Origin of the sequence: Micromonospora sp. NPDC006431 (genome assembly GCF_042870725.1) — a bacterium.
In the GTDB taxonomy this organism is placed as follows: domain Bacteria; phylum Actinomycetota; class Actinomycetes; order Mycobacteriales; family Micromonosporaceae; genus Micromonospora.
Genome location: NZ_JBIAHQ010000011.1, coordinates 144,775 through 171,291 on the forward strand (window position 1 = coordinate 144,775; position 26,517 = coordinate 171,291).

General features: G+C 74.2%; 26 protein-coding genes and 2 pseudogenes. 12 read left to right on the forward strand and 16 right to left on the reverse strand.

Features of this window, described 5'->3' with window-relative positions:
* Positions 1-78 precede the first annotated feature (78 nt).
* Both ACFYM6_RS20335 and trmB read right to left on the reverse strand, forming a co-directional pair.
* Entirely contained in the window at positions 79-2,583 is a 2,505-nt protein-coding gene (locus ACFYM6_RS20335) for a DEAD/DEAH box helicase (RefSeq protein ID WP_387277578.1), read from the reverse strand.
* A 93-nt stretch (positions 2,584-2,676) separates the two neighbouring features.
* A complete protein-coding gene (gene trmB / locus ACFYM6_RS20340) occupies positions 2,677-3,381 on the reverse strand; it encodes a tRNA (guanosine(46)-N7)-methyltransferase TrmB (RefSeq protein WP_387277580.1) in 705 nt (234 codons plus the stop codon).
* 285 nt (positions 3,382-3,666) lie between these two features.
* On the opposite strand from trmB, the gene ACFYM6_RS20345 reads away from it, so the two are divergent.
* Positions 3,667-4,260: a hypothetical protein gene (locus ACFYM6_RS20345; protein ID WP_387277582.1), complete on the forward strand. Its 594-nt coding sequence runs from the start codon at positions 3,667-3,669 to the stop codon at positions 4,258-4,260.
* 8 nt (positions 4,261-4,268) lie between these two features.
* Positions 4,269-4,943 carry a class F sortase gene (locus ACFYM6_RS20350; RefSeq protein WP_387277584.1) on the forward strand — a complete coding sequence of 225 codons (675 nt, stop codon included), beginning with the start codon at positions 4,269-4,271 and terminating at the stop codon, positions 4,941-4,943.
* Between the two features lie 11 nt (positions 4,944-4,954).
* Here ACFYM6_RS20350 and ACFYM6_RS20355 read toward each other — a convergent pair whose 3' ends face one another.
* The 5 genes from ACFYM6_RS20355 to ACFYM6_RS20375 form a co-directional block, all read right to left on the reverse strand.
* Positions 4,955-5,371: a hypothetical protein gene (locus tag ACFYM6_RS20355; RefSeq protein ID WP_387277586.1), complete on the reverse strand. Its 417-nt coding sequence runs from the start codon at positions 5,369-5,371 to the stop codon at positions 4,955-4,957.
* Positions 5,372-5,393: 22 nt separating this feature from the next.
* Positions 5,394-5,567, reverse strand: a complete 174-nt coding sequence (locus tag ACFYM6_RS20360) for a hypothetical protein (protein WP_387277588.1) — start codon at positions 5,565-5,567, stop codon at positions 5,394-5,396.
* A gap of 17 nt (positions 5,568-5,584) precedes the next feature.
* Positions 5,585-5,905, reverse strand: a complete 321-nt coding sequence (locus tag ACFYM6_RS20365; RefSeq protein ID WP_357441249.1) for an antibiotic biosynthesis monooxygenase — start codon at positions 5,903-5,905, stop codon at positions 5,585-5,587.
* Positions 5,906-6,053: 148 nt separating this feature from the next.
* Complete coding sequence (locus tag ACFYM6_RS20370) at positions 6,054-6,851, reverse strand: exodeoxyribonuclease III (RefSeq protein ID WP_387277590.1); 798 nt, start codon at positions 6,849-6,851, stop codon at positions 6,054-6,056.
* A 200-nt stretch (positions 6,852-7,051) separates the two neighbouring features.
* On the reverse strand, positions 7,052-7,972 hold the full coding sequence (locus ACFYM6_RS20375; protein WP_387277592.1) for a proteasome assembly chaperone family protein: 921 nt from the start codon (positions 7,970-7,972) through the stop codon (positions 7,052-7,054).
* 436 nt (positions 7,973-8,408) lie between these two features.
* On the opposite strand from ACFYM6_RS20375, the gene ACFYM6_RS20380 reads away from it, so the two are divergent.
* The 3 genes from ACFYM6_RS20380 (at position 8,409) to ACFYM6_RS20390 (ending at position 10,336) form a co-directional block, all read left to right on the forward strand.
* On the forward strand, positions 8,409-9,323 hold the full coding sequence (locus ACFYM6_RS20380) for a peptidase M23 (RefSeq protein ID WP_387277594.1): 915 nt from the start codon (positions 8,409-8,411) through the stop codon (positions 9,321-9,323).
* Positions 9,324-9,432: 109 nt separating this feature from the next.
* A complete protein-coding gene (locus tag ACFYM6_RS20385) occupies positions 9,433-9,576 on the forward strand; it encodes a hypothetical protein (protein ID WP_387277596.1) in 144 nt (47 codons plus the stop codon).
* 37 nt (positions 9,577-9,613) lie between these two features.
* Complete coding sequence (locus tag ACFYM6_RS20390) at positions 9,614-10,336, forward strand: EcsC family protein (protein WP_387277597.1); 723 nt, start codon at positions 9,614-9,616, stop codon at positions 10,334-10,336.
* A gap of 177 nt (positions 10,337-10,513) precedes the next feature.
* On the opposite strand, the gene ACFYM6_RS20395 is transcribed toward ACFYM6_RS20390, so the two are convergent.
* Entirely contained in the window at positions 10,514-11,128 is a 615-nt protein-coding gene (locus ACFYM6_RS20395; protein WP_387277599.1) for an antibiotic biosynthesis monooxygenase, read from the reverse strand.
* 209 nt (positions 11,129-11,337) lie between these two features.
* On the opposite strand from ACFYM6_RS20395, the gene ACFYM6_RS20400 reads away from it, so the two are divergent.
* The 4 genes from ACFYM6_RS20400 to ACFYM6_RS20415 all read left to right on the forward strand — a co-directional run bounded on the left by ACFYM6_RS20400 (position 11,338) and on the right by ACFYM6_RS20415 (position 14,949).
* A complete protein-coding gene (locus ACFYM6_RS20400) occupies positions 11,338-11,592 on the forward strand; it encodes a DUF6343 family protein (protein ID WP_387277600.1) in 255 nt (84 codons plus the stop codon).
* Between the two features lie 12 nt (positions 11,593-11,604).
* Positions 11,605-13,017: an NADP-dependent succinic semialdehyde dehydrogenase gene (locus tag ACFYM6_RS20405; RefSeq protein WP_357441231.1), complete on the forward strand. Its 1,413-nt coding sequence runs from the start codon at positions 11,605-11,607 to the stop codon at positions 13,015-13,017.
* A 97-nt stretch (positions 13,018-13,114) separates the two neighbouring features.
* A complete protein-coding gene (locus ACFYM6_RS20410) occupies positions 13,115-14,692 on the forward strand; it encodes a Na+/H+ antiporter (RefSeq protein ID WP_387277602.1) in 1,578 nt (525 codons plus the stop codon).
* Positions 14,692-14,949 (forward strand): UBP-type zinc finger domain-containing protein, encoded by a 258-nt coding sequence (locus ACFYM6_RS20415; protein ID WP_387277603.1) that lies wholly within the window; start codon positions 14,692-14,694, stop codon positions 14,947-14,949. The genes ACFYM6_RS20410 and ACFYM6_RS20415 overlap by 1 nt, the downstream gene beginning before the upstream one ends.
* Positions 14,950-14,958: 9 nt before the next feature.
* Here the strand turns inward: ACFYM6_RS20415 and ACFYM6_RS20420 are convergent, their stop codons facing one another.
* The 4 genes from ACFYM6_RS20420 to ACFYM6_RS20435 are packed head-to-tail and all read right to left on the reverse strand — an operon-like array spanning position 14,959 to position 17,580.
* Positions 14,959-15,492, reverse strand: coding sequence for a GNAT family N-acetyltransferase (locus ACFYM6_RS20420; RefSeq protein ID WP_387277605.1), 534 nt, complete (start codon positions 15,490-15,492; stop codon positions 14,959-14,961).
* Positions 15,493-15,514: 22 nt separating this feature from the next.
* Positions 15,515-16,777, reverse strand: coding sequence for an MFS transporter (locus ACFYM6_RS20425; RefSeq protein ID WP_387277607.1), 1,263 nt, complete (start codon positions 16,775-16,777; stop codon positions 15,515-15,517).
* The gene (locus tag ACFYM6_RS20430; protein WP_387277609.1) at positions 16,777-16,905 is read right to left on the reverse strand and encodes a hypothetical protein; all 129 of its coding nucleotides are present in this window, start codon (positions 16,903-16,905) and stop codon (positions 16,777-16,779) included. The genes ACFYM6_RS20425 and ACFYM6_RS20430 overlap by 1 nt, the downstream gene beginning before the upstream one ends.
* A gap of 57 nt (positions 16,906-16,962) precedes the next feature.
* Positions 16,963-17,580 carry an HAD family hydrolase gene (locus ACFYM6_RS20435; protein WP_387277610.1) on the reverse strand — a complete coding sequence of 206 codons (618 nt, stop codon included), beginning with the start codon at positions 17,578-17,580 and terminating at the stop codon, positions 16,963-16,965.
* Positions 17,581-17,652: 72 nt separating this feature from the next.
* Between ACFYM6_RS20435 and ACFYM6_RS20440 the strand changes: the two genes are divergently transcribed.
* Positions 17,653-18,165 (forward strand): GNAT family N-acetyltransferase, encoded by a 513-nt coding sequence (locus ACFYM6_RS20440; RefSeq protein ID WP_387277612.1) that lies wholly within the window; start codon positions 17,653-17,655, stop codon positions 18,163-18,165.
* A gap of 141 nt (positions 18,166-18,306) precedes the next feature.
* Here ACFYM6_RS20440 and ACFYM6_RS20445 read toward each other — a convergent pair whose 3' ends face one another.
* A complete protein-coding gene (locus ACFYM6_RS20445) occupies positions 18,307-18,627 on the reverse strand; it encodes a multidrug efflux SMR transporter (RefSeq protein ID WP_073839592.1) in 321 nt (106 codons plus the stop codon).
* A gap of 123 nt (positions 18,628-18,750) precedes the next feature.
* Between ACFYM6_RS20445 and ACFYM6_RS20450 the strand changes: the two genes are divergently transcribed.
* Positions 18,751-20,184, forward strand: coding sequence for a glycosyltransferase family 39 protein (locus tag ACFYM6_RS20450; RefSeq protein WP_387277614.1), 1,434 nt, complete (start codon positions 18,751-18,753; stop codon positions 20,182-20,184).
* A 91-nt stretch (positions 20,185-20,275) separates the two neighbouring features.
* On the opposite strand, the gene ACFYM6_RS20455 is transcribed toward ACFYM6_RS20450, so the two are convergent.
* Positions 20,276-22,885 carry a glycoside hydrolase family 9 protein gene (locus tag ACFYM6_RS20455; protein WP_387277616.1) on the reverse strand — a complete coding sequence of 870 codons (2,610 nt, stop codon included), beginning with the start codon at positions 22,883-22,885 and terminating at the stop codon, positions 20,276-20,278.
* 213 nt (positions 22,886-23,098) lie between these two features.
* Here ACFYM6_RS20455 and ACFYM6_RS20460 point away from each other — a divergent pair, with 213 nt between their 5' ends.
* On the forward strand, positions 23,099-23,824 hold the full coding sequence (locus tag ACFYM6_RS20460; protein ID WP_387277618.1) for a PP2C family protein-serine/threonine phosphatase: 726 nt from the start codon (positions 23,099-23,101) through the stop codon (positions 23,822-23,824).
* Between the two features lie 6 nt (positions 23,825-23,830).
* Here ACFYM6_RS20460 and ACFYM6_RS20465 read toward each other — a convergent pair.
* Together ACFYM6_RS20465 and ACFYM6_RS20470 are read right to left on the reverse strand one after the other, a co-directional pair.
* A pseudogene (locus ACFYM6_RS20465) lies at positions 23,831-24,817 on the reverse strand (ATP-dependent helicase C-terminal domain-containing protein); the annotation flags it as partial.
* A 92-nt stretch (positions 24,818-24,909) separates the two neighbouring features.
* A pseudogene (locus ACFYM6_RS20470) lies at positions 24,910-26,500 on the reverse strand (helicase-related protein); the annotation flags it as partial.
* Between the last annotated feature and the right edge of the window lie 17 nt (positions 26,501-26,517).

The following is a 26,517-nucleotide window of genomic DNA, read 5'->3' on the forward strand; positions in this document are numbered from 1 at the left end:
CTAATCGACGGGGCTGACATCGCCCAGGGAACGAAAGGGGCCGCCCGGGCATCCCGGACGGCCCCTGAAAAGAAGCAGTTACAGCTGCCCGACGGCGGTGATCCGCACGACGGCGGCACCTGCCTCGTCCGAGGCGGCCAGGTCGACCTCGGCGCTGATGCCCCAGTCGTGGTCGCCCTCCGGGTCGTCGAGGATCTGGCGTACGGACCACCGCTCCCGGCCCTGCTCGATCATGAGCAGCGCCGGCCCGCGGGCGTCCGGCCCGACCCCGATCTCGTCGTACGCCTCGAAGTACGGCTCCAGCGCGTCCGCCCACGCGTCCGCGTGCCAGCCCGAGGCGCCGTCGAGTTCGCCCAGCTCATCCCAGCGGCGCAGGGCGGCCAGCTCGACCCGGCGGAACAGCGCGTTGCGGACCAGCACCCGGAACGCCCGGGCGTTGCGGGTGACCGCCGGCGGCCGGTCGTCCAGCGACGCGGCGACCTCCGCGACGTCGGACGGGTTGCGCAGCCGCTCCCACTCGTCGATCAGGCTGGAGTCGACCTGGCGGACCAGCTCGCCCAGCCACTCGATCAGGTCGACCAGCTCCTCGGTCTTGGCGTCCTCGGGCACGGTCTGCCGCAGCGTCTTGTACGCGTCGGCCAGGTACCGCAGCACGAGCCCCTCCGACCGGGACAGGCCGTAGAACTGCACGTACTCTGGGAAGGTCATCGCCCGCTCGTACATGTCGCGGACGACGGACTTGGGGGAGAGCTGGTGGTCGGCGACCCACGGGTGCCCCTGGCGGTACATCTCGTACGCGTTCTCCAGCAGCTCCGCCAGGGGCTTGGGCCAGGTCACCTCGTCGAGCAGTTCCAGCCGGGCCTCGTACTCGATGCCCTCGGCCTTCATCGCGGCGACCGCCTCGCCACGGGCCTTGAACTGCTGCGCGGAGAGCACCTGGCGGGGGTCGTCGAGGATCGACTCGATCACCGACAGCACGTCGAGGGCGTACGACGGGGACTCCCGGTCCAGCAGCTCGATGGTGGCCAGGGCGAGCGGCGACAGCGGCTGGTTGAGCGCGAAGTCGAGCTGGAGGTCGACGGTGAGCCGGACCCGGCGGCCCTGCTCGTCCGGCTGGGGCAGCTCCTCGACCACGCCGCCGGCCCGCAGCGCCCGGTAGATGGCGATGGCCCGCCGGATGTGCCGCCGCTGGGCGGCCCGGTCCTCGTGGTTGTCGGTGAGCAGGTGCCGCATCGAGGCGAACGCGTCGCCGGGCCGGCCGATGACGTTGAGCAGCATCGAGTGGCTGACCTGGAAGCTGGAGGTGAGCGGCTCCGGCTCGGCCTCGACGAGGCGCTGGAAGGTCGGCTCGCCCCAGCCGATCGAGCCCTCCGGCGGCTTCTTCTTGACGACCTTGCGCCGCTTCTTCGGGTCGTCGCCGGCCTTGGCCAGGGCCTTCTCGTTCTCGATGACGTGCTCGGGGGCCTGCACCACCACCCGGCCGAGGGTGTCGAAGCCGGCCCGTCCGGCCCGGCCGGCGATCTGGTGGAACTCGCGGGCCTTGAGCAGCCGGGTCCGGGTGCCGTCGTACTTCGACAGGCCGGTGAAGAGCACGGTGCGGATCGGCACGTTGATGCCGACGCCGAGCGTGTCGGTGCCGCAGATGACCTTGAGCAGCCCGGCCTGGGCCAGGGTCTCGACGAGGCGCCGGTACTTGGGCAGCATGCCAGCGTGGTGCACGCCGATGCCGTGCCGGACCAGCCGGGACAGCGTCTTGCCGAAGCCCGAGGTGAACCGGAAGTTGCCGATCGCCTGGGCGATCATGTCCTTCTCGGCCCGGGTGCAGACGTTCACGCTCATCAGGGCCTGGGCGCGTTCCAGCGCGGCGGCCTGGGTGAAGTGCACCACGTACACCGGGGCCTGCTTGGTCTCCAGCAGCTCCTCGAGGGTCTCGTGCAGCGGGGTCATCGCGTACGAGAAGAGGAGCGGGACCGGCCGCTCGGCCGAGCGGACGACGGCGGTCGGCCGCCCGGTACGCCGGGTCAGGTCGTCGACGAAGCGGGTGGTGTCGCCGAGCGTGGCGGACATCAGGATGAACTGCGCCTGGGGCAGTTCGATCAGCGGCACCTGCCAGGCCCAGCCCCGGTCCGGCTCGGCGTAGAAGTGGAACTCGTCCATGATCACCTGGCCGACGTCGGCCCGGGTGCCCTCGCGCAGCGCGAGGTTGGCCAGGATCTCCGCGGTGCAGCAGATGATCGGGGCGTCGGCGTTCACGCTCGCGTCGCCGGTGAGCATGCCGACGTTCTCCGCGCCGAAGATCTCGCAGAGCGCGAAGAACTTCTCCGACACCAGGGCCTTGATCGGCGCGGTGTAGAAGGTGGTCCGGTCGTCGGCCAGGGCGGCGAAGTGCGCGGCGACCGCCACCAGGCTCTTGCCGGAGCCGGTCGGCGTGTTCATGATCACGTTCGCGCCAGAGACGATCTCGATGACCGCCTCCTCCTGGTGGGGGTAGAGGTCGAGGCCGCGCTCGGACGCCCAGCCGGCGAACGCGTCGTAGAGGGTGTCGGGGTCTGCGCTCTTCGGCAGCGCGGCGGTGAGGGTCATAGCCGCTCCATGGTGCCTGGATCATGGCCCGCCGCGCCAACCGGGCCGCCCCGCGGACGCCGGCCGTCGCGCCGAGCGGGACTGCGCACCGGCTCAGCGCCGACGGTGGACCAGGTCGAAGATCGGGCGGCCGGCGATCAACGCGCGGCGCTCGAACTTGGTCACCGGGCGGCGCGCCGGGCGGGGGGCGTAGTCGCCGTGCACGTCGACCAGCTCCGGGTCGGCGGTCAGCGTCTCGCGCATCGACTCGGCGTACTCGGCCCAGTCGGTAGCGCAGTGCAGCGTGCCGCCGGGGGCCAGCCGGGAGCGCAGCAGCGCCACGTGCGCCGGCTGGATGATCCGTCGCTTGTGGTGGCGGGCCTTCGGCCACGGGTCGGGGAAGAAGACGTGGACCGCGTCCAGCGAGCCCGCCGGCATCGCCCGGACCAGGTCCAGCGCGTCGCCCCGGGCCACCCGGACGTTGGCCAGCCCATGCCGCTCGACCAGTTCCAGCAGGTTGGCGATTCCGGGCGTATGCACCTCTACCGCCAGATAGTGTCGGTCCGGGTCGGCGGCCGCCATCGCGGCGGTGGCGTCGCCCATGCCGGAACCGATCTCCAGCACCAGCGGCGCCCGCCGCCCGAACAGCGCCGCAGGATCGAACGGCCCGTCCAGGTCGGCGATCTCCAGGCCGTACGCGGACCAGAGCCGCGCCAGCGCGTCGCGCTGCCGGTCGCTCATCCGGCCGCGGCGCGGATGGAAGGTACGGATGCGGGCGGCGTGGGCCGGCGGGGTGGCGTTCTGGTCGGTGGTGGTCACAGCGAACCGAGCGTACGCGACCGCCACCGCGGAACGGATGTGATGTGCGACCGGGGGTGAGAGGATTCATCCACGGCAGGACGGCCGGCCCGCCGACCGACACCGCCGACGCGACAGCTTCAGGTCAAGGCGCGGCGTCAGACGCGCCGAGCGGGATTGTCGGACGACGGCTCCCGGTCGCGGCGCGGCGTCAGACGCGCCGAGCGGGATTGTCGGACGACGGCTCCCGGTCGCGGCGCGGCGTCAGACGCGCCGAGCGGGAGTTGTCGGAGCGCGAAAGGGGTCATGGTGTCAGTCACGCGACGCGGGGCGATGCTGATCGTGGCCGCCGCCGCGTGCGCCGCCCCGCTGCTCGGCGCGGTCCCCACCCTGGCCGCCCCGCCACCCGGCGCGCTCGTCGCCGGGCCGACCGATCCGCCGGATCAGGGCCAGCGGCAACCGGAGCCGGTCGACCTGGTCTTCGTCGAGGTCACCCCGAGCACGGTGCAGGCCGGTTTCCTGGTCGGCATCCGCGCGAGCTGCCGGGACAACTCGGTGCCGGCGATCGTGGTCTCCGACGCCTTCGGCCGGGTCCAGGTGCAGCCGCAGCGCGGGCTGCTCACCGCCTCGCCGATGGTCCGGGAGCGCACCCGCCCGGGCAACTACCGGGTCAAGCTGGAGTGCCCCAGCGGGCAGACCGCGTCGACCATGCTCCAGGTGGTCAAGGCCACGCCCAGCCGTACCGCCGCGCCGCCCAGCCGCGGGCCGGCGACCGGGTTCGGCGGCACCGCCGGGACCGGGCTCGGTGGGCTGCTGGTGCCGGTCGGGCTGGCGTTGACCGTCGCCGGGGCAGTGGTCGGCGTGGCGGCCGCCCGCCGGCCCCGGATGGCCCGCCGCTGACGCTCGCCATGACCGCGCATCCCGCCCCCCACCCAGCCGCCCGGTCGGCGACCGGCACGGGGCGTAGACCGTGGTCCACGCCGCTCGCCGTGGTGCTGGTGCTGGTCGGGGTCTTCGCCACCGGGGCCGGGCTGGGCCGCACCGCCGCGCCGTTCGACTGGGTGGACGCGACCGCCGGGCCGACACAGCGCGCCGACGAATCGGCGCGGGCACCGGCGACGGCCAGCAGGCCGGTGAGCCTCGCCGTGCCGGCGATCAAGGTGACCGCACCGATCACCCCGGTCGGGCAGGCGAAGGACGGCTCGGTGGACGTACCGCCGCTGAGCCAGCACAACCAGACCGGCTGGTACGACCGCGGCCCGGTCCCGGGCGAGCCGGGCCGGGCGATTATCGTCGGGCACGTGGACACGAAGAGCGGCCCGGCGGTCTTCTACCACCTGCGCGAGCTCAAGCCGGGGGACCGGATCGAGGTGACCCGCGCCGACCACAGCGTCGTCACCTTCACGGTCGACACCGTCGAGCACTTCGACAAGGTCAACCTCCCCGCCGACCGGGTCTACGGCAACGACGGGCCGCCCGGGCTGCGCCTGATCACCTGCGGCGGCGAGTGGCTCGGCGGGCGGGCCGGCTACGCGGACAACGTCATCGCCTTCGCCTCGCTGGCCGGCACCCGCGAAACCTGACCGTCGCCCGATCAGCCCGGCGCCGGTGCACCGGCCGCGTCGCCGCCACCGCCGGAAGACCGGCGGGCGATCGACGCGAGCGCGATCAGCTGGGCGGCCACCAGCAGCGTGACCGCGAGCAGCCACCACAGCCCGAGGTCGGCGCGGATCGTGACGGCCAGCAGCGCGACGCCGACCAGCGCCAGGCCGGCCGCCAGCCGGCCGGTCCGGCCGGGCAGGGCCCGCCGGTGCCGCCAGATCAGCCAGCCGACCGGCAGCCACGCGACCACCACGACGACCATCCCGACGAGGTCCGCCGCGGAGGGCCCATGCGTACGGCTGAACGAGAACAGCCGGGGCCCGGTGTCCGGCAGCGCGAGCAGCAGGCCACCCACAGCCGAGCCGGCCAGCCAGCCGAGCAGGCGACTGCGCACCGGTGGACGCGTCATGCCGGCATCATGTCGCGCCCGGTCAACCGGTTCCGACCACCGGCCGCCAGGGGCGTAGCGGCACGACGGTCACGCCGGGAGTGGTGTGGTTGGGGTCGGCTGCCATGATCGCCCGTACGGCCGCCGCGTTGACCCGGAAGACGAGCATCGCCGGCTCGCCGCCGCCGGGGCAGGGGCCCGGTAGGACGTCGGGCACCCGCGGCGCTGCCGGGGTCAGCCCTTGCCGGGGACCTGCTGGACCACCTCGAACTCCAGCAGCGTGGCCCCCGTGGCGACCGGCTTGCGCGGCTCGCCGCCCGCGCCACCGGCGTGCGCGGCCCGGGACGGCCCCTGCGCCCACGCCTGGTACGCCTCCTCGGACTCCCAACGGGTGTAGACGAAGTAGCGGTTCTCTCCGGCGACCGGGCGGAGCAGCTCGAAGCCGAGGAAGCCGGGGGAGTTCTCCACCGCGCCGGCCCGGGCGGCGAACCGCTTCTCCAGCTCCTCGCCCGCGCCCGGCGGGACGTCGATCGCGTTGATCTTCACCACTGCCATGACTTCACCCTAACCAGCCGGGTGCCGCCTGACCGCGCCGCGCGGGCCGTCGGACACCACTTCGGGGATGTGGCGGCATCCCGGACGCGCCGTCACCGCCACCTCGCCGACCTGGGGGGCAGCGCCGGGCCTGGCCGGGCCGCCGAGTTCAGAACGTCTCGACGGCCGGCACCAGGTCCGCGTCGACCACGATCGGCGCGTGGTCGGAAGGGCCCTTGCCCTTGCGCGCCTCCCGATCCACATACGCGGAGCGGACCGCGCGGACGAATGGCGCGGAGGCGTACACCAGGTCGATCCGCATGCCCTTGTTCTGGTGGAACATGCCGGCCCGGTAGTCCCAGTAGGTGAACGGGTGCGGGCCCTTCATCGGGGTGGGCACCACGTCGCTGAGCCCGAGGTCGCGCAGCGCCGCCAGGGCGGCCCGCTCGGCCGGGGTGACGTGGGTGGAGGTGACGAAGAGCGTCGGGTCCCAGACGTCGGCGTCGGTCGGGGCGACGTTGAAGTCGCCGCAGACCGCCAGCGGCAGGGCGCCGACCAGCTCGGGCTCCAACGCGTCCCGCAGCGCCGCCAGCCAGGCCAGCTTGTACGCGTAGTGCGGGTCGTCGGGGGACCGGCCGTTGGGCACGTACACCGACCAGACCCGCAGCCCATCGCAGGTGGCCGAGAGGGCCCGGGCCTCGGGCAGGGGGAACCCCGGCTCGCCGGGGAAGCCGACCGCGACGTCGGCCAGCCCGACCCGGGACAGGATGGCCACCCCGTTCCACCGGCCGTCGCTGTGGCTGGCCGCCTCGTAGCCCAGCTCGCCCACCTCGGCGACCGGGAATGCCCCGTCGGGGCATTTGGTCTCCTGAAGGCAGACGACGTCGGGCTTGGTGGTGGCCAACCAGTCCAGCAGCCGGGGCAGCCGGGCCTTCACCGAGTTGACGTTCCAGGTCGCCAGGCGCATGGGTCCAGCCTGCCGTATCACCGGCCGCCGCGCCGGGTCAGCGTCCCGGGGTGTCTCGCTGGTTCGTGGGTCGGGTCTGTTCGGCTGCCGGGTCAGCGTTCCGGGGTGTCTCGCTGGTTCGGGGTCGGGTCTGTTCGGCCGCCGGGTCAACGTTCCGGCGTATCTCGCTGGTTCGGGGTCGGGTCTGTTCGGCCGCCGGGTCAACGTTCCGGCGTATCTCCTGGGCGGGTCTGTTCGGCGAGGAAACGCTCCAGTTCGGCGCCGAGCTCGTCGGCCGTGGGCAGCGGGCCGGTCTCGGCGGCCAGCAGGTTCTTCTGGTCGCGGCCCCGGGCGAACGTGTCGTACTGCTCCTCCAGTGCCTGGACCAGGGTCGCCGCCTCCTCGGTCTGGGCGACCTGGCGGTCGATCTCCACCCGGACCACCTCCGCGGCGGCCCGCAGGCCGTCCCGGGGCAGCAGCAGCCCGGTGCTGCGGGACACCGCGGCGAGCAGCGCCTCGGCGGCGGCCGGATACTCGGTCTGGGCGACATAGTGCGGCACGTGCGCGGCGAAGCCGAGGGCATCGCGACCCTGCTCGCCGAGGCGGTACTCCAGCAGGTGGCCGACGCTGCCGGGCACCTGGACCCGCTGGAGCCACGGCTCGTAGCCGGCGATCAGCTCGGGTCGGGTGGCGTGCGCGGTGACGCCGCTGGGCCGGGTGTGCGGCACCGCCATCGGGATGGAGTTGAGCCCGACGGTGAGCCGGACGTCGAGCCGGGTGGCCAGGCCGGCGACCGCGGCCACGAAGCGCTCCCACTGCAGGTCCGGCTCCGGGCCGGTGAGCAGCAGGAACGGGGTCTCGTCGTCGTCGCGCAGCAGGTGCAGCTCCAGCGCCGGGGCCTCGTAGTCGGCCCAGTGGTCCTCGGCGAAGGTCATCACCGGCCGGCGGGAGCGGTAGTCGAACATCTGGTCGATGTCGAAGCGGGCCACCGGCCGCGCATCGAGGGAGGTGAGCAGCTGCTCCCGGGCCAGCCGGGTGGCGCTGCCGGCGTCGACGAAGCCGGTGAGCGCCTGGATCAGCACGGGTTGACCGAGGTCGGGCAGATCGTCGCTGAGTTCGTAGAGCTCGTGTGGGTCGAGCACCGGTTCGGACCTCCCTGGGAACGCGCGTACGGGTGTGGCGTGTGGGCACGACCATCCCGTTCGGCAAAACGTACCGGCTGGCGTGGTCCATTCCGTTACGGGCCGGCTGCACCCCGAAATAATGATCACGATTCGGCGACGGTGGGGAGCAGATCGGGGCGAATCCGCTGATCTTGCTCCATCGTCCGGGAAACGGCCCAATGGGGGGTCGGCCGAAAGGACGAGTTAGTCGATCGTGGGCGGGCCTGCGGGCGTCGGCGAGGTTCCTGCCCGGCGCCACCCGCCTCGTCGCCGGCCGGAGGTTCTACCGTTCCGCGAGGGTTGGCCCGTCCTGATGTCGGCCCGGGCCGTACACCCCATTTGGGCAGGGCAAAGTGTGACGAGGGCCACCAGATCACCGTGGGTGATCAGCGGTCCTTCTGCCTAGCCTCGTCGAATGCGTGACGACGGCACCTTCGACGACCATCACGGCCTCGGCGGTTCGGCTGACCGTTCGGACGATACCAACTCCACCGTTCGGTCAACCGGTTCTCTGGAGCCGGCCGCTCCCCGACGCTTCCCCTTCGGCTTCCTGCGTACCCGCTTCGGGGACGCCGCTAACCCCCTCACCCCCCGGCCGGGCCGCACCAGGCTGGCGGTCGCCACCGGCGCGGTCTGCTGCCTCGGCCTGCTCGGCGTCAGCCAGGTTGGCGCCGACGCGGTCGACGGCTCGGCCACCCCCGCGCCGTCTGAGGAGGTCGCCCAGCGGGCGGCCGCCGACGCCGCCTCCCGCGGCCTGACCCGCGAGACCCCCGCCTCGGCCGCCCCGACCCCCACCCCCGCCGCCTCGACCCCTACCCCGGTCGCCTCGACCGCCGACCCGGACACCACCCCGGCCACCAAGAAGCCGAAGCCCAAGCCCAAGCCCAAGCGGATCGTGCCGGTGGCCGGACTGGACCAGGACCAGATGGACAACGCCAAGGCCATCGTCCAGGCCGGCCGGGACATGGGCGTGCCCCGCCGGGGCCTGATCATCGCGGTGGCCACGGCCATGCAGGAGAGCAACCTCTACAACTACGCCAGCGGCGTGTTGCCCGAGTCGCAGAACTACCCGCACCAGGCCATCGGCTGGGACCACGACTCGGTCGGGCTGTTCCAGCAGCGCCCCAGCAGCGGCTGGGGGGCGGTGCGCGACCTGATGCAGCCCGCGTACGCCACGAGGCAGTTCCTCACCGCGCTGGTGCAGATCCCGGGCTGGCAGGACATGGCGCTCACCGATGCCGCCCAGGCCGTGCAGGTCTCCGCGTTCCCCTGGGCGTACGCCCAACACGAGTGGCGTGCCACCGAGGTCGTCGACGCGATCCTGAGCTGACCGGGCGGATCGCCGACCACTGTGGACGCTTGCCGGAGGGCCGGCTCGGGTACCGGTGGCTTGTCGGTCCCGGGTACACATGATGTGGGACCGCGGACAGGAGAACGCCATGTCACCGTTGCAACGGATCGCCACCTTCCTGCGGTCGCCCCGCGGTCAGCAACTCGTCGAGCGTGGCCGGCGCGAGCTGGCCAAGCCGGAGAACCAGCGCCGGCTCAGGCAGCTGCTCACCCGGCTGTCCCGCCGTCGCTGACCCGTACGTCCCCAAGCTCGACCACCGGGAGCCCCTCGTGACCGACTCACCCGTCGACGGCGGGTCCACCGTTCCCACGCCGCAGGACGCCTCCGACGCGCTGCCGGCCACGCTCTGGGACCGGATGCGGGACGACCCGCAGTACGCCCCCGAGCACCTGGCCCTGGAGGCCGTACGCCGGCTCGGGCCGGAGGCGGCGCAGTGGGCCGCCCGGGAGCGCGCGCTGCGCCCCGACATCGTCGCCGACGAGCTGGCCGACCAGGCGGTCCGCAGGTTCGTCAACCGGGCCCGGCTCTCCGGCGCGGTCTCCGGGGCGGCCGGGCTCCCCGGCGCGGTGATCGACGTCGGGGTGCTGGCCTGGACCCAGGCCCGGCTGGTCCTGCACGTGGCGGCCGCGTACGGCGTCGATCCGACGCATCCCGACCGGGCCGCCGACCTGCTGGTGCTGCAGAAGGTGCACAAGGTCGCCGAGAGCGCCCGGCTCGCGCTCGGGGTGGCCGCGGGGCGGGAGCGCGCCGGGGCGCTGTTCGGCATGGCCGGGGAGCGCCCGCTCGGCAAGGTGATGCTCCAGCTGGGCGTACGGCTGGCCCGGATGGCCGGGGTACGCGCGGCCAAGCGGTTCTTCGCCAAGCTGGTCCCCGGTGCCGCGATCATCCTCGGCACCTGGGCCAACTCGTCGGCCACCAAGGACCTCGCCGACCGGTCCCGGACCCTCTACCGCGGCGGCGCGCGGCGCCTGCCGGAGCAGCGCCAACCCTGACCGGGACGGCTCCCCGGCACGGTCGGGTCGGCGCGAGGTCGCCGCCGTGGCGGGGTCGGGACGGTCAGGCCGGCGCCAGGTCGCCGAGGTGGCGGAGCTGGGGACGGCCCGGACAGCCGGTCCAGCGGAGGCGAGGCGGTCCGGACAGCGCCAGGTCGGCGATCCGGCGGGACCACGTCAGCGTGCTACCCGCCGCCACGGCGCGGGGTGGCCATGTAGCCACCAGTGCAGGACCCGGGTGATCCGGGGCAGCACCAGATAGGTCATGAGCGGGGTCAGGCAGAGCGTCATCAGCAGCGTCCGCACCGCGAGCGGCACGTCGGCGACGAACCGGGCGGTGAGCAGGGTCGCGGTGAGGCTCAGCGGGAAGAACGCCAGCCAGATGGTCACGGCCTGCTTCCACCGGGGCGGGCTGGGCGGCCCGGCCGGCCCGGCCTCGGCCCCGGTGATCGTCTCCACCACGTGGTCCACCGGCGGGTCGAACCAGCCCTCGATGCCGGTGCGGCGCTCGACCCGGGTGTGCTCGACGATGCCCTGCGCCGAGCTCAGCCACCAATGCCGCTGCGGCGACTCCTCCCAGCGGCGCAGCGTCTCGTCGTCGGCGAACCGGTACATCACATGCCACTCGGGCGACCCGGGCGCGCTCTGCACGAAACCCGCGCCGAGGAAGCCGGGGAAGCTCTCCGCCAGCGCCGTGCCGGCCCGCATCCACGCCACCATCTCGCCGGTACGCGCGGGATCGGCGCGTCGGGCGACGGCGACGGTCACCGGCACCGCCTGGATCATGGTCATGCCCCCATCCTTCCCGCCGCCGTCCGGATCGGCCCGGTCGCGGCGTAGGGGTGTAACGCAACCCACCGGCGCTCGCATCCGCGGCACACCCGTCCGGTGGCCGGCATCACCGCGTCATCTCCGCTCGGGACCGGGGAACTCGCAGAACCGGCATCCGGCGGGCGGCGGCGGGTCGGTTAGCCCCGTCCGTGCCGGGGTAGCCCGAAGGAATGACGCGATCACAGCCGCGCCGCCGGATCAACGCCGCGTACAGCGCGTTGAACCTGCGGCTCGTGCTCGCCACCTTCGGGTTGGTGATCATGACCTTCTTCGCGGTGGTGGCGTTCTGGGCCCACGTGGTCTGGCTGGGCGTCGTCTGCGCGCTCCTCGCCGTCGTGGCCGTGGTCGACCTGGTCGTCATCCAGCGCCGTCGCGCCGCCCGCCGCCGTGAGGAACCGGGCGTGCGGCACTCACTGTTCGAGTGACAGGAGCCCGCCATGTCCATCGCCACCACCAATCCCGCCACCGGACAGGTGCTCAAGACGTACGACCCGATGTCGGACGAACAGGTCGACGCCGCCATCGAGCGGGCCGATCTGGCCTTCCGGCAGCTGCACGGCACCACCATCGCGGAGCGCGGCCGGTGGCTCATCGCCGCAGCCGAGCTGCTCGAGGCCGAGCGGGACGAGACCGCCCGGCTGATGACCACCGAGATGGGCAAGACGTACGCCGCGGCCCGGGCCGAGGTGACCAAGTGCGCCGCGGCCTGCCGGTTCTACGCCGCCAAGGCCCCCGAGATGCTCGCCGACGAGCCGGCCGACGCCGGCGCGGTCAAGGCGAAGCGGGCCTACGTCCGCTACCAGCCGATCGGGCCGGTGCTCGCGGTGATGCCGTGGAACTTCCCGCTGTGGCAGGTGATGCGGTTCGCCGCGCCGGCCCTGATGGCCGGCAACACCGGCCTGCTCAAGCACGCCTCCAACGTGCCGCAGGCCGCCCTCTACCTGGAGGACCTGTTCCGCCGGGCCGGCTTTCCCGAGGGCGCGTTCACCACCCTGCTGGTCGGCTCGGAGGCGGTGGACCGGATCCTCAGCGACCCGCGGGTCCGCGCGGCGACCCTCACCGGCAGCGAGGTCGCCGGCCGCTCGATCGCCCGGATCGCCGGGAGGGAGCTGAAGAAGACCGTGCTGGAGCTGGGCGGCAGCGACCCGTTCGTGGTGATGCCCTCGGCCGACCTGGACCGCGCCGCCGAGGTGGCCACCACCGCCCGCTGCCAGAACAACGGCCAGTCCTGCATCGCCGCCAAGCGGTTCATCGTGCACACCGACGTCTTCGACGCCTTCGCCGAGAAGTTCACCACGCGGATGGCGGCGTTGACGGTCGGCGACCCGATGGACGAGGGCACCGACGTCGGCCCGCTGGCCACCGACCGCGGCCGGGACGAGGTGCACGCCCAGGTGCGGGACGCGATGGACAAGGGCGCACGCGTCCTGTGCGGCGGCGAGTTGCCCTCCGGGGACGGCTGGTACTACCCCCCGACCGTGGTCACCGACCTGCGGCCGGAGATGCGGATGTGGTCCGAGGAGGTCTTCGGGCCGGTCGCCGGCCTCTTCCGGGTGTCGTCGTACGAGGAGGCGATCGAGGTCGCCAACGGCACCCACTTCGGCCTCGGCTCGAACGCCTGGACCACCGATCCGGCCGAGCAGGAGCGCTTCGCCACCGACCTGGACGCCGGCAACGTGTTCATCAACGGGATGACCACCTCCTACCCCCAGCTGCCGTTCGGCGGGGTGAAGAACTCCGGCTACGGCCGGGAGCTCTCGGCGCTGGGCATGCGGGAGTTCTGCAACATCAAGACGGTCTGGCTCGGCGAGGGCGAGGCCGGCCCCGGCGCCGGCGCGCACTCGGAGTAGCCGGGACCGCGGTGGGGGCCGGGTACCGCCTCCGACGTGGAATTCCGGACTTCGGCGTGATCACGTCGGTAACCGAGGCCGCCTAGGCTCCTACCTCATGGAACCGCTCATCGAGGTCGTGCTCTTCCTCGCGATCGCGACGTTCGGCGCGGCGCTGGCCCGGCGGCTGGGTCTGCTCGCGCCGATCCTGCTGGTCGTGCTCGGCCTCGTGCTCTCCTTCGTGCCGGGCTTTCCGCACGTCCGGCTCGACCCGAATCTGGTGCTGGTGGGCATCCTGCCGCCGCTGCTCTACGTGGCGGCCCTGGAGACCTCGGTGCCCGCGTTCCGGCTCAACCTGCGGCCGATCCTGCTGCTCGCGGTCGGGCTGGTCATCTTCTCCGCGTTCGTGGTGGGCACCGTGGTGCACCTGTTCCGGCCCGATCTGCCGTACTCGATCTGCCTGGCCCTCGGCGCGGTGGTGGCGCCGCCCGACGCGGTGGCCGCCACCGCGGTGGCGCGCCGGGTCGGCCTGCCCCGCCGCATCGTGACCATCCTGGAGGGGGAGAGCCTGGTCAACGACGCCACCGCGCTGGTGCTGCTGCGGGTGGCGATCGTCGCGGCCACCACGGCGACCGGCGGGATCGGCGTCGGGGACGTGGCCCGGGAGGTGCTGGTGGCCGCCGGCGGCGGGGTCCTGGTCGGGCTGCTCGGCGTGGTGGTCTTCGGCTTCCTGCACAAGCGGATCACCGACCCGGTGCTGGACAACGCGCTGTCGCTGATCGTGCCGTTCGCGGTGGTCTTCGCCGCCGAGGAGATCCACGCCTCCGGCGTCATGGCGGTGGTGGTGACCGGGCTGGGTATCGGCCACAAGATGCCGCTGCTGATGTCCGCCGCCTCCCGGCTCCAGGTCGACGCGTTCTGGCGGCTGATCCGGTTCCTGCTGGAGGGGCTGGTCTTCCTGCTGGTCGGGCTCCAGTTGCGCGAGGTGGTGCGCGGCCTGGACGAGCCGCTCGGCTTCCTGGTCGGGATCACGGCCGCGGTGCTGCTTGCCGTCTTGCTGGCCCGGTTCGTCTGGATCTTCCCGGCCACCTATCTGGGCCGGCTGGTGCCCCGGGTCCGTCAGCGGGACCCGGCGCCGCCGGTGCAGTTCCCGATCGTCATCGGCTGGGCCGGGATGCGCGGTGTGGTCACCCTCGCCGCCGCGCTCGCCCTGCCGCTCACCCTGGCCGGCGGGCGCGCCTACCCGCGACAGTTGTTCATCTGGCTCGCCTTCGCGGTGATCGTCGTGACCCTGGTCGCGCAGGGCGCCACTCTGCCGGCCGTGGCCCGCCGGGCCAAGCTGCCGCCGGACGACCCGGTGCAGGACGCCCTCTCCGCCGCCGCCGTGCAGCAGCAGGCCGGCCGGGCCGCCCGGGAACGCCTGGACAAACTGGCCGAGGGGGCGCCCGCGGCGGTCGTCGAGCGGCTGCGCGGGCTGGTGCAGAGCCGCACCAACCTGGCCTGGGAACAGCTGGGCGGCACCGCGAAGGAGACCCCGTCCGAGGCGTACGGTCGGCTGCGGCAGGAGATGATCGATGCCGAGCGGGAGGTCTTCCGGGCCGCCCGCGACACCGGGAAGATCCCCCAGGAGGTGCTGGTCCGCGCCTATCGCGACCTGGACCTGGAGGAGTCGTTGCTGCGACGGGAGAGTGACTGATGAGCTGTGCGCACCTGGCCGAGGCGGGCGACGCGGCGCCGGCGACGACGACCGAGTGCCCGGACTGCGTGGCCATCGGCAACGCCGACTGGGTACACCTGCGATCCTGCCTGGCCTGCGGGCACGTCGGCTGCTGCGACTCCTCGCCGTACCAGCACGCCACGAAGCACTTCGAGGCCAGCGGGCACCCGGTGATGCGCTCGGTCCAGCCCGGGGAGTCGTGGCGCTGGTGCTTCGTGGACGAGGAGATCGGCTGAGCGCGGTCGTCAGCCGAGCCGGTGTTCCAGCACCTGGCCCGGCCACGGCGGGCGGCCCGGCCGGTCGACCGTGAACGGGTCGGTGGCGGTGAAGCCGCAGCTCTCGTAGAAGCCGACCAGCGCCCGGTCGTCGCCGCCGTAGCAGTCCACCCGCAGCAGCCCCAGGCCACGGTCGCGGGCCAGTTCCGCCGCGTACGCCAGCAGCCGGGCCCCGATCCCGTGGCCCGCGTACGCCCGGTCGGAGACCAGCAGGTTGACGTACAGCTCCGGCTCGGTGGCCGGTGGCACGTACTCGGTGGCCGCGCCCACCACCAGGGCACCCACCGGGGTGTCGCCGAGTCCGGCCAGGTAGAGCCCGCCGCTGGTCGCCCACGCATCGGCCTGGGCGATCCGGCGTGGATCGCTCGACGCGGGCTCGGTGCCCCACTGGCCGGTCCGGCCGCGCGCCGCCAGCCAGGCCGTGGCGGTGTCGAGCAGCCGCAGCACGGTGCGGGCGTCGCCGGGCCCGCCCGGGCGGATGGTGAGGGTCGGCTGGTCCGTCATGCCGGCCATGCTGCTACACCGGTTAGCCGGCATGACCGGCCGGGGTGCGGGCCGTGCCCGCCGCGTCGGGGGCCGGTCGGGTGACCAGGGCCCACCGGGTCAGCGCCGGGGTGGCCAGGCCGACCACGGCGAAGAGCGCGGCGACCGCCACCCAGCCGGGCGGCCCACCGTCGAGCACCAGCAGCGCCAGCAACGCCGGGCCGAGCGCCCGCGACAGCCCGGCGAGCAGCCCGTCCGCCCCCTGGTAGGCGCCGATCGCGTCCGGCGGGGCCAGCGCGTACGCCAGGCCCGCCCCGGCGCTGCCGTGCCACAGGTCACCGGCGGTGTAGACCGCGGTGGCGACCAGCAGCAGCGCGACCGACGCGGCGGGCGGCAGGCCGGCGGTCACCGCGTACAGCAGCATCGCCACGGCCAGCACCAGCCCGGCGCGGCGCATCGACCGGGCCGCCCCGACGGCGTCGTCCGCGCCGCGGGCCAGCCGCACCGCGAGCAGCACGGACAGCGCCGTGTTGGTCAGCAGCACCGCCGACACCACTGGCGGCGGCGCACCGGCCCGGCTCACCGTCCACAGCGGCACCACCAGGGTGAGCACCGTCCAGTGCAGGCTGAGTACGGCCGACGCCCCGCTTACGGCGAGGAACCGCCCGTCGCGCAGCGCCCGCCCCCGGCGCGGCCGCCCGCCCGCCCGGTCACGGGCCGCCGGCGGGCAGGCCGGCAGCCGCAGCAACAGCGCCGCCGACAGCAGATAGGTGACCGCGTCGCCGACCACCAGCAGTTGGTACGCCCGGTGGGTGTCCGCGGCCAGCGCGAGCCCGGCCAGCCCGGCCCCCACGGCGATGCCCAGGTTCGCGACCGCGCGCAGGGTGGCGAAGGCGCGTACCCGGCCCTGCGGCCCGGCCACCGCGGCGACCAGCGTGGCGCGGACTGCCAGGTTGCCGGAGGTGAGCAGCGCGTCGAGTACCGCCACCGCGAGGAACACCGGAAACGAGCCGACCAGCAGGTACGCGGCGGCGACGGCGGCCTGGCCCAGCTGCAGGACCGCGCGCAGCGTACGCGGGTCCCGCCGGTCGGCCAGCGCGCCGAGCGGCACGCTGGCGGTGAGCCCGACCAGCCCGGCGACGGTGAGCCCGGCGCCGACCGAGGCGGGGGAGAGCCCGACGTCGCGGGTCAGGTAGAGCGCGGCGCCGGCCAGCCACAACCCCGAGCCGACGGTGTTGGCCAGGGTGGCCAGCGAGAGGGTGCGCAGCGGTCCCGGCGGCGGGATCGGCGAGACCCCGGCACCCATCAGCGCAGATCCGTCCCCGGCACGGCCGCGGACAGCATGTCGTCGATGCCCTTGGTCACCCGCCCGGCCCGGGGTGCGGCGGCGGGCACGGCGGCCGGATCGATGGTGACGTCCCCATTGCCGGTCATGCTGCCGACCCTAGGCAGGGCCGGGCGGGACCGTGGCCCCGAAATGCGCGACAGCGGTCACATCGGACGGGCGCCTATCCTCCCGGCCCGCTCCCAGGGCGCCGGCACCCGGACCGCCGCCATGCCCGCCGCCGTGGCGGCCCGGATGCCCAGCTCGGTGTCCTCGAAGACCAGGCAGTCCGCCGGGGCTACGCCGAGCCGCTGCGCGGCGAGCAGGAACGCCTCCGGGTCGGGCTTGGGCCGCGCGTAGTCCCCGGCGCACACGAGCGCCTCGAACCGGTCGAGCAGACCCAGCGTCGTGAGCGAGGCGGTGACCCCTGCCCGGGTGCTGCCGGACACCACCGCGAACGGGATCCGCCCGTGGTCGGCCTCGATGTGCGCCAGCACCTCGGGCACGGCGGTCAGGTCGGGCAGCGACCGCTCGTACAGCTCCTCCTGGCGCCGCACGACCGTGTCGACCGGCATGGCCAGCCCGTGCCGCTCGTTGAGCGTGGCGACGATGTCGGCGATGGGCCGGCCGCCCCAGGCGTAGAACAGCTCCTCGGGGAACTCGCAGCCCCACTCGTCCAGCGCCGCACACCACGCCGTGTAGTGCAGCGGCATCGAGTCGGCGATGGTGCCGTCGCAGTCGAACAGGTACGCGCGGAAGTCGCCGGGCGGCAGGGGCAGAAGCATGGCCGCAGCCTACGGCGCGGAGCTGGAAAAGCGCTGGCCGGGGCCGCCTCCGCTCTGGTTGGCTCCGGCGCTGTGGAACGAACCAGGATGGCCCGGGCCGACGAGTTGACCGAGGTGCAGCGGATCGAGGTGGCCTCCGGTGCGCCCTTCCGGGAGGTCGGGATGGCCGACGTCGCCGACATGTCACCGCTGCCGCTGGACGTGCTCGCCGACCGCCAGCGCGTCGGCCGGGTCTGGGTGGCGGTGAACACGGGGGACCGGCCGGTCGCCTTCGTGGTGGTCGACCTGGTGGACGGCTGCGCGCACGTCGAGCAGCTCAGCGTCGACCCGGCGTACGCCCGGCGGGGGATCGGGCGGGGACTGCTCGACCACGTGGCCGGGTGGGCCGCCGCGCGTGGGCTGCCGGCGTTGACCCTGACCACCTTCCGGAGTGTGCCGTGGAACGGGCCGTACTACACGCGCTGCGGGTTCCGGGAGCTGACCGGCGGGGAGGTCACGCCGGGACTGGCCGGGCTGCTGGCGGCCGAGGCGGCGCTGGGGCTGGACCCGGCCGAGCGGATCGCCATGCGTCGGCCCGTCGCCTAGTCGGCGTCATCCGGGCGCCCCGGTGATGAGGCGTGCGGTGGCCAGGCAGCGTTCCTTGGCGTCGCCGGTCAGCCGGGCGGTCCAGTCGCTGAGGCCGCCGTCGCCGACCTCCCACGCGCCGTCGTCGAGGGTGAGTCGCAGTCAGTGGGCGCCGCCGAGGTTGAGCACCACCACGCCGGCGATCACGAGACCGGCGCCGGCCACCTTGGCGACGCTGAGCGGCTCGCCCAGGAAGGTCGCGCCGATCGCCATGATCGCCGCGGTGCCGAGGCCGGACCAGATCGCGTACGCGACGCCGACCGGGATCTCCTTCACCGCCAGGGCGAGCAGCCCGAACGACGACACGTACGCCACCGCCAGGCCGAGCGTGGGCCAGAGCCGGGTGAAGCCGTCGGTGGCCTTGAGCAGGCTGGTGCCGATCACCTCGGCGGTGATCGCGGCCAGCAGAAACAGGTACGCCATGCGGGGACGGTACCGGCTGGGTTTTGTCGTCCCCTACAGTGTCGGTCGCCGATGGGATTGTGAACCAGGGCGGTCGTAGCCACGAGTGGGGGAAGCACGGTGCACGGGCGGCGGGGAGACGATGTGGTCGACAGCGGTGGCGCGGCCATGGCCGTCCTCGACCCGCCCGCGGCGCAGCTCGAGGCCGACTCGTGGCCGCGCTGGCGCTTCTGGCCCCTGGTGGCGATGGCCGTCACCGGAGTCGCCCTCTACGCGTTCTGGCGGTGGAGCCAGACGCTCCCACCCATCGGCTACGGCTACTTCGCCCGTCCACCGATCTACGGCCAGTTGGTCCTGGTCCGGGACGAGCTGGCGTTGACCGTGATCCCGGCAGGCGTGCTGCTCGCCGGCATCGGCTGGATCGTCACCTCCTGGCGTCGCCTGCCGACCTGGCTCGCCCTGGCGCTGGTGGTGGTCGCCGGGGTGCTCACCGCCACCGCGGTGAACCTGGTCCGGGGCCAGCTGGGCGAGCTCACCCGGGGCCTCTCGACCGGCTCGAAGCCGGCCTACTACACCGCCGACCTGCACTTCGTGTACGAGCTCGGGCTGCGCGAGTTCGTCGAGCGGCACGCCGAGCTGAGCGAGCGGTTCCGCTCGTACAACGGCCGGACCCACCCGGCCGGGGTGATGGTTTTCCTGTACCTGTTGTTCCGCACCTTCGGCGCGTCGCACAGCCTGCGCGTCGCCGGCGTGATCGCGGTGGTGGCCTTCTGCTCGGCGGTCTCCGCCTGGCTGATCGGTCGCACCCTGGGCGGGGAGCGGGCCGGCCGGATCGGCGCCGTGCTCTTCGCGGCGGCGCCGGCGCCGTTGATGATGGCGTACAGCACCCTCGACACGACCTTCGCCGTGCCGCTGAGCATGAGCGTCGCGCTCTTCCTGCTCGCCGCCGACCGTCGGTCGTGGCGGCTGTCGGCGGCCGCGGGTGCCGTGTTGGGGCTGGGCACCCTGATGACCTTCGCCACGTCCTTCGTCGTGCTCTCGGCGGCCATCGCGCTGGTGGTCCAGACCGGGTGGCGGACGGCGGTGCGGCTGCTGGCCGCCGCGGCGGCCGCCGGAGCGGCGGTGCTGGCCCTGGCCTGGCTCGTCCTGGGCTTCGACGTCCTCGCCTCCTATCTGGTGTCACCGGCGGTTTCGGTCCCCTACAACTGGTACTGGTTCCTGGGCAGCCCGGCGGCCTGGCTGATCTACGCGGGTCTGCCGCTGGCCGCCCTCGGGATCTACGGCGTGTTCCGGAAGGTGCCGGGGGCCGGGCGGCCGGTGCTCGTGCTCGTGCTCGTGCTCGTGCTGGTCGTCTGGGCGGGGTTGCCGTCGGAGCTGACCAAGCTGCGTCCGGGCGAGGTGGAGCGGACGTGGATGTTCCTCTACCCGATGGTGGCGGGCGTGGCCGGTGTGGTGGTGGACCGCTGGACCGCCGCGTTCGTCCCGCGCTGGCGGCGGGGCGCCGTGGTCGCGGGCCTGGTGCTGCTCTCGGTCGGGCAGGCGGTGTTCCTGCAGGCCCTCTACAACAACTTCTTCTGATCCGCGGACCGGGCGACAATTTCGGGAGTTGCGCGGTCCACGCGGGGTGGTGGCACCTTCCTGAGGTTTGGTGCCACCACCCCGCGGCGGTTCAGGACAGGGTGCAGGCCGTTCCGTTGAGGGTGATCAGGTTGGGGGCGGGGTTGGGGCCGCCGGCGGTGGTGCCGATCAGGCCGAAGGTCACCGTGCCGCCCGGGGCGATCTTCGCGTTCCACGCCTCGTTCTTCGCGGTCACCGTGGCCCCGGACTGGCTGACCCGGGCCGACCAGAAGCTCTGCACCTGCTGGTCGCCGGTGAACGCCCACCGCAGGCTCCAGCCGTCGACGGCGGACGTGCCGGTGTTCCGCACGATGACCTGGGTGTTGAAGCCGTCCGGCCAGCTGCCGTGCGTGGTGTACGTGACGGCGCAGGTCGGGGCCGCCACCGCGGCCGCGTCGCGCTGGTCGGCCAGGAAGGACGCCAGCCAGGCCAGCGCGGAGTTCCAGTTGATCGCCACCTCGTTGGTCGAGTACGAGTTGATGTCGTCGACGTAGCAGAACATCGGCTGGCAGCCGGCCAGCAGGTTGGCCGCGTACGGGTCCTGGAGGGCGGCGTTCGGGCCGCCGGCGAGGGAGCCGTCCGGTGGGTTCGGCAGGTCCGGGTCGAGTTGGTGGGCGAAGATCCGGCTGTGCTGGTGGTGCGCGTTCTGCTCGCCCCAGCCGGTCACGTAGGACATGTTCAGCGCGTTGCGGCCGAGCAGGTAGTCGGCCGCCTGCACCGCGCCGTCCCGATACCTCGCGTCCCGGGTCAGGTCGAACGCGGTGGCGAGCACGATCGCGTTGTTGATGATGTTGCTGTTGCCGCCCCAGACGTACGCGCCGGCCTCGCCGGGCAGCGGCAGCCCGTACGCCTGGCCGCGCAGGGTCGCCAGGTAGCGGTCGGCGGCGGCGGTCACCGAGGTGCGGATCCGGGAGTGCTCGGCGGCCGGCAGCGCGTTCGGCACGGTGGCCAGGTCGAGCCGACCCAGCGCGGCCACGCTCTGCCAGCCGAACGCGCCTCCGGCGGCGAAGACGTCGGCGGTGTGCAGCGGCGACGCGGTGAGGTCGGTCAGGTACGCCTGCTCCCCGGTGGTCAGCCAGAGCTCGACGGCCGCCCAGTAGAACTCGTCGGTGACGTTCGAGTCGTCGTACGCGCCGCCGCCGTTGCCGTCGGCCGGCGACGCGTAGCGCGCCGGGTGCGCCTTGGCCGCCGCGTACGCCGTCTTCGCGGCGCTGCCGCACCGGGCCGCGAACGCGGCGTCGTACGGGGCGAAGAGCCGGGCGCACTGGGCGGCCACGGCGGCCAGGTTGAGGGTGGCCGCGGTGGACGGCGGGTGCAGCTCACGCGGCTGCGGGTCGTCCTGCGGGGCCAGCGGCAGCCCGGTCCAGTTCCGGTCGTGGATCTTGTGGTGGGCCATCCCGGCGAGCGGCTGGCCGGCGGGCACCTGCATGCGCAGCAGGAACTCCAGCTCCCAGCGGGCCTCGTCGAGGATGTCGGGCACCGTGTTGCCCCGCTCGGGCACCCGCAGCGTCCCGTCGCCGAGCGCCCCGCCGCCCGCCGCGGTCTCCGCGGTCTTGGTGCGCTCGAACGCGCTCAGCAGCTGGTAGGTGGCGATCCCGCCGTTGACCACGTACTTGCCGTGGTCCCCGGCGTCGTACCAGCCACCGCGCACGTCCAGCCGGTGGTCGCAGACGCCGGGCTGGCAGGGCACGTCGGTGTCGCCCTGGTTGGGCGCGACGCCCAGGTGCCCGGCCGGGCGGGCATACCCGGCGCCGATCAGGCCGCCGTCGATCGGGGTGCCGCTGCGCTGGGCGTAGAAGAACTGGAGCGAGTCGACCCGCAGCCGGTCGTAGAGGGTGCCGGAGATGTCGAACGGGTGGCTGGCCTCCCCGTCGGCGACCAGTGTGTAGCCGGTGCCCGGGGTGTGGAACGACGAGAAGTCGACGGTGTGCACGCGCTGCTGGGAGGCGGCGTCCACCCCGCGCGGGGTGGTCTCGCCACCGGCCACCACGGCTCCGGCGGCCGACCTGAGCTGCCAGGGCAGCGGGTCGGTGGCGTCGGTGACCACGGTGGCGTTCTTCGGGCTGCCGGGCAGGTAGCCGACCTGGTTGACCCGGACCCGCGGCCCGGTGTCCGGCTCGTACGGCGGGGCCGCCTCGCCGCCGCGCAGTGAGACGTTGTCCAGGCAGAAGGTCTGCGCGGCGGGGCTGCCGCCGACCTGGAAGACGAGCTGGGCGCCGGGGTTGTCGGCCGGGGCGGTGAACGTCGTGGCGACGTGCTGCGCGGTGCCGGTCGCGGTGGCGTCGACGCTGGCGTACGTGGTGTAGGGCGCGCTGCCGAGCTGGAGCACCGCCTTGAGGGCCGCCCCCGGCGTGGCGGAGACGTCGAAGGAGAGTTCGTACTCGGCGCCCGCGATGAGCGGCACGGCGTCCTGTCCGATGCCGGCGTCCCACGGGTTGGCCAGGCCGCCGGGGACGGTGGTGCAGAGCCGCCCGTCAACGACCGCGAGGTCCCCGGTGCCGTAGGAGAACCAGGGGCTGGTGCCGGCGCTGAAGTCGCCGTTGCGGAGCTGTTCGGGGGCGTCCGGGGGCACCTCGGCGTAAGCCACGCCGGTGGTGGCGCCGGTGAGTATCAGGGTGGTGGCCGCGGCGAGCGCCGCGAGGCGGCGTCGGTGTGGGATCACGGAGGTTCCTTCCGCGCTGGGGAGTGGGGTGAGGCGAAAAGAGCTGGGAGCGCTCCCACCTGCTGTCCGATGTTTCCAGCACCTTCGCCCACTGTCAATTGATCCGGCCCGATGGCTGCCCGCCGTATGCGACAGTGAGATTCGCCGCGCCACGCCAGCATCATCCTGATCTCCTAGAGACAACTGCTGCCTTCGCCTGGCAGGCTGCCTCCCATGACCCTGAAGCTTCGTTCCGTGGGGGCGAGCGACCGTGGGCTGATCCGCAGTGGCAACCAGGACGCCCAGCACGCCGGCAACTGGCTGGTCGCCGTGGCCGACGGCATGGGCGGCATGGCGGCCGGTGACCTGGCCAGCCAGATCGCCATCGACGCGGTCGGCCCGCTGGACGTGGAGACCCCCGAGGACGCGTTGGTCGCCGCCCTCCAGAGCGGCATCGAGCTGGCCACCACGCGGATACGTCAAGCCGTCGTGGAGGACCCGGAACGCCAGGGCATGGGCACCACACTCACCGCGCTGCTCTTCGCCCGCACCGGAAGCTGCCTGGCTCTGGCCCACGTCGGCGACTCCCGGGCGTACCTGTTCCGCGAGGGCGTGCTCAAGCAGGTCACCCGGGACGACACGTTCGTGCAGATGCTGGTCGACCAGGGCGTGATCACCCCGGATCAGGCGAGCAGCCACCCCCGCCGGGCCGTGGTGACCCAGGCGTTGCAGGGTGACGAGGTCTCCCCGTCGTACGCGACGATGGTGCCCCGGGCCGGCGATCGCTGGCTGCTGTGCAGCGACGGCCTCTCCAACGTGGTCCGTCCGGACACCCTCGCCGAGGTGCTCCGCGAGTACCCCGACCGGGCGGCGTGCGCCCGCAAGCTGATCGACCTGGCGCTGCGGGCCGGCGGCCCGGACAACGTGACCGTGGTGATCGCCGACGTGGTGGACGAGTAGCCGGGGTCAGCGCCGGCGCGGCGCGGCCCGCCGGGTCGGCTCGGCGGTGGTCGGATCCTCCGGCCACGGGTGCCGCGGGTAGCGTCCGCGCAGTTCCGCCCGCACCTGCGGGTAGCCCACCCGCCAGAACGAGGCCAGGTCGGCGGTGACCGCGACCGGCCGGCCGGCCGGGGAGAGCAGGTGCAGCAGCACCGGCACCCGGCCGTCGGCGATCCGCGGCGCGTCCCGCCAGCCGAAGGTCTCCTGCAGCTTGACCGCCAGCACCGGGGCGGCCGGGTCGGCGTAGTCCACCCGGATCCGGGAGCCGCTGGGCACCGGCAGCCGTTCCGGCGCCAGCTCGTCGAGCCGGGCCGCCTGCCGCCAGTCGAGCAGCCGGCGCAGCGCCGCCGCGACGTCGATGCGGGCCAGGTCCGCCCGGCGCCGGGCGCCGGCCAGCTCCGGAGCCAGCCAGGTGGCAGCGCCGTCGAGCAGCGCCGCGTCGGACACGTCCGGCCACTCGACGCCGAGCGCCTGCCGGCAGAACGCCAGCCGCCGGCGCAGCGCGGTCGCCTCCGGCGTCCAGGTCAGCAGGCCCAGCCCGGCCTGGCGCAGCCCGGTGAGCACCGCCTCGGCCATCAGCTCCGGGTCGGGCGCCGCGAGGGGCCGGTCGACCAGCTCGATCGCGCCGAGCCGGAGGACCTCCCGCGCCACCACGTCCCCGCCGGACCAGCCGACCTCCCGGTCGGCGCGGAGCAGGGGTCCGCCGGCCTCCCGCGCGGTCACCTCGTCGACCGGGGTGGCGAGCCGCACCCGGGCGGTCGGCGCGCCGGGGGAGCGGTCGGCCACCGCGATCGCCAGCCAGGCCGAGCCGGCCAGCCCCGACCCGGCCGCCAACTCCGCCGCGGTCCCGCCCGCCATCAGGTACGCGGACCCGCCGGCCCGGCGCGCCCGGGCCAGCCGCTCCGGGTACGCGAGCCCCACCAGCAGCCCGGCCGCCAGGTCGTCGGGGAGGCGCTCCCCGGTGGCGTCCGCGGCTGGCCGGCGGTGATCCCGGCCGGCACGGGCGGCCGCAGCCCGGGGGCGATCGGCTGGCGCGCTGTCCGTCGCCAGGGTGGCGCGGAGCCGGCGTACCTCGGCGCGCCAGCGGGCGGTGGCGGCCTGGTCCGTGCCGCCCCGCACCCGCCGCCACAGCGCGGTCAGATCGTCCCCCGCGCCGCCGAGTGTCTCGTCGGCGAGCAGGGCGACCACCTCGGCGGCCCGGTCGGCGCCGACCCGCTGCGCCCCGTCGAGCAGCGCCCGGGCCAGCCGCGGGTGCGCGCCGGCCGCCGCGATGGCCCGCCCCCGGCCGGTGATCCGGCCGTCCGCGTCGACCGCGCCCAGCGTGGTGAGGGTCTCCCGGGCGACCGTGAGGGCGGCGGGCGGCGGCGGGTCGGGCAGCGCCAGCCCGGCCCCGTCCGGGTCACCCCACGCGGCCAGCTCCAGCGCGAACCCGGTCAGGTCGGCGGTGGCGATCTCCGGCTCCGGCTGCGGGGCGAGCCGGGCGTGGGTGGCCTCGGACCAGCACCGGTAGACCGCGCCCGGGCCCTCCCGCCCGGCCCGGCCGGCCCGCTGGGTGGCCGCCGCGCGGGACACCGGCACGGTGACCAGCGCGCCCAAGCCCCGGGCCAGGTCGGTCCGGGGCACCCGGCTCAGGCCGGCGTCCACCACCACCCGCACTCCGGGCACGGTCAGGCTGCTCTCCGCCACGGCAGTGGCCAGCACCACCCGCCGCCGGTCGACCGTTGCGGGGCGTGCCGCGGCGTGCGGCCGGGCTGGGCGGTCCGCCGCCGTTGCACCTGGCGGCGCGATGTCCCGGGGCCGGGCCGCCGGCAGCCGTAGCGCGGCGTCCTGCGCCGCCCCGGGCAGCCGGCCGTGCAGCGGCAGGACCGCCACCGAGTCGGGCAGGTCGGCCAGGCGGGTGCCGACGGCAGCGATCTCGCCGGCGCCGGGCAGGAAGACCAGCACGTCCCCGGCCTGCTCATGCAGCGCCCGGCGGACCGTGGCGGCCACGTGGTCCAGCAGCGCCGGCGCGACCCGGCCCGCGCCCGGCGCGGCGACCGGCCGGGGCGGGGGCGCCCAGATCCGGGTCACCGGGTGCAGGGCCGCCTCGGCCCGGACCACCGGCGCGGGCCGGTCGGACCCGCCCAGCAGCGCGGCGAACCGGTCCGCCTGCGGGGTGGCCGACATCGCCAGCAGCCACAGGTCGGGCCGGAGCGCGCCCCGGGCCTCGACGCCGAAGGCCAGGGCCAGGTCGGCGTCGAGCTGTCGCTCGTGGACCTCGTCGAGCAGCACCGCGGCGACGCCGGGCAGTTCCGGATCGTGGTGCAGCCGCCGGACCAGCAGGCCGGTGGTGACCACCTCGACCCGGGTCTGCGGACCGACCCGGCGCTCGCCCCGGACGGCGTACCCGATCCGGCCGCCGACGTGCTCGCCGAGCAGGGCGGCCATCCGGTGCGCGGCGGCCCGGGCGGCCACCCGGCGGGGCTGGGCGATCACCACCCGGCCCGGGACTGCGTCGGCCACCGCGAGGGGGGCGAGGGTGGTCTTGCCGGTGCCGGGCGGCGCCACCAAGACCGCCGTGCCGGCCGCGCGCAGCGCCTCGACCAGCGCCGGCAGCACCGACCGGACCGGAAGGTCGAGGGCTACGTCGGAGAGCACCGGTCCACTCTCGCATC

Coding starts and splice junctions, on each gene's coding strand:
- ACFYM6_RS20355 (WP_387277586.1), bottom strand. CDS start 5,371: ATGACGCGTCCACCGGTGCGCAGTCGCCTGCTCGGCTGGCTGGCCGGC.
- ACFYM6_RS20410 (WP_387277602.1), top strand. CDS start 13,115: ATGGAACCGCTCATCGAGGTCGTGCTCTTCCTCGCGATCGCGACGTTC.
- ACFYM6_RS20365 (WP_357441249.1), bottom strand. CDS start 5,905: ATGGCAGTGGTGAAGATCAACGCGATCGACGTCCCGCCGGGCGCGGGC.
- ACFYM6_RS20350 (WP_387277584.1), top strand. CDS start 4,269: ATGACCGCGCATCCCGCCCCCCACCCAGCCGCCCGGTCGGCGACCGGC.
- ACFYM6_RS20425 (WP_387277607.1), bottom strand. CDS start 16,777: ATGGGTGCCGGGGTCTCGCCGATCCCGCCGCCGGGACCGCTGCGCACC.
- ACFYM6_RS20460 (WP_387277618.1), top strand. CDS start 23,099: ATGACCCTGAAGCTTCGTTCCGTGGGGGCGAGCGACCGTGGGCTGATC.
- ACFYM6_RS20400 (WP_387277600.1), top strand. CDS start 11,338: ATGACGCGATCACAGCCGCGCCGCCGGATCAACGCCGCGTACAGCGCG.
- ACFYM6_RS20385 (WP_387277596.1), top strand. CDS start 9,433: ATGTCACCGTTGCAACGGATCGCCACCTTCCTGCGGTCGCCCCGCGGT.
- ACFYM6_RS20445 (WP_073839592.1), bottom strand. CDS start 18,627: ATGGCGTACCTGTTTCTGCTGGCCGCGATCACCGCCGAGGTGATCGGC.
- ACFYM6_RS20420 (WP_387277605.1), bottom strand. CDS start 15,492: ATGACGGACCAGCCGACCCTCACCATCCGCCCGGGCGGGCCCGGCGAC.
- ACFYM6_RS20405 (WP_357441231.1), top strand. CDS start 11,605: ATGTCCATCGCCACCACCAATCCCGCCACCGGACAGGTGCTCAAGACG.
- ACFYM6_RS20435 (WP_387277610.1), bottom strand. CDS start 17,580: ATGCTTCTGCCCCTGCCGCCCGGCGACTTCCGCGCGTACCTGTTCGAC.
- ACFYM6_RS20395 (WP_387277599.1), bottom strand. CDS start 11,128: ATGACCATGATCCAGGCGGTGCCGGTGACCGTCGCCGTCGCCCGACGC.
- ACFYM6_RS20345 (WP_387277582.1), top strand. CDS start 3,667: ATGGTGTCAGTCACGCGACGCGGGGCGATGCTGATCGTGGCCGCCGCC.
- ACFYM6_RS20370 (WP_387277590.1), bottom strand. CDS start 6,851: ATGCGCCTGGCGACCTGGAACGTCAACTCGGTGAAGGCCCGGCTGCCC.
- ACFYM6_RS20430 (WP_387277609.1), bottom strand. CDS start 16,905: ATGACCGGCAATGGGGACGTCACCATCGATCCGGCCGCCGTGCCCGCC.
- ACFYM6_RS20415 (WP_387277603.1), top strand. CDS start 14,692: ATGAGCTGTGCGCACCTGGCCGAGGCGGGCGACGCGGCGCCGGCGACG.
- ACFYM6_RS20380 (WP_387277594.1), top strand. CDS start 8,409: ATGCGTGACGACGGCACCTTCGACGACCATCACGGCCTCGGCGGTTCG.
- ACFYM6_RS20335 (WP_387277578.1), bottom strand. CDS start 2,583: ATGACCCTCACCGCCGCGCTGCCGAAGAGCGCAGACCCCGACACCCTC.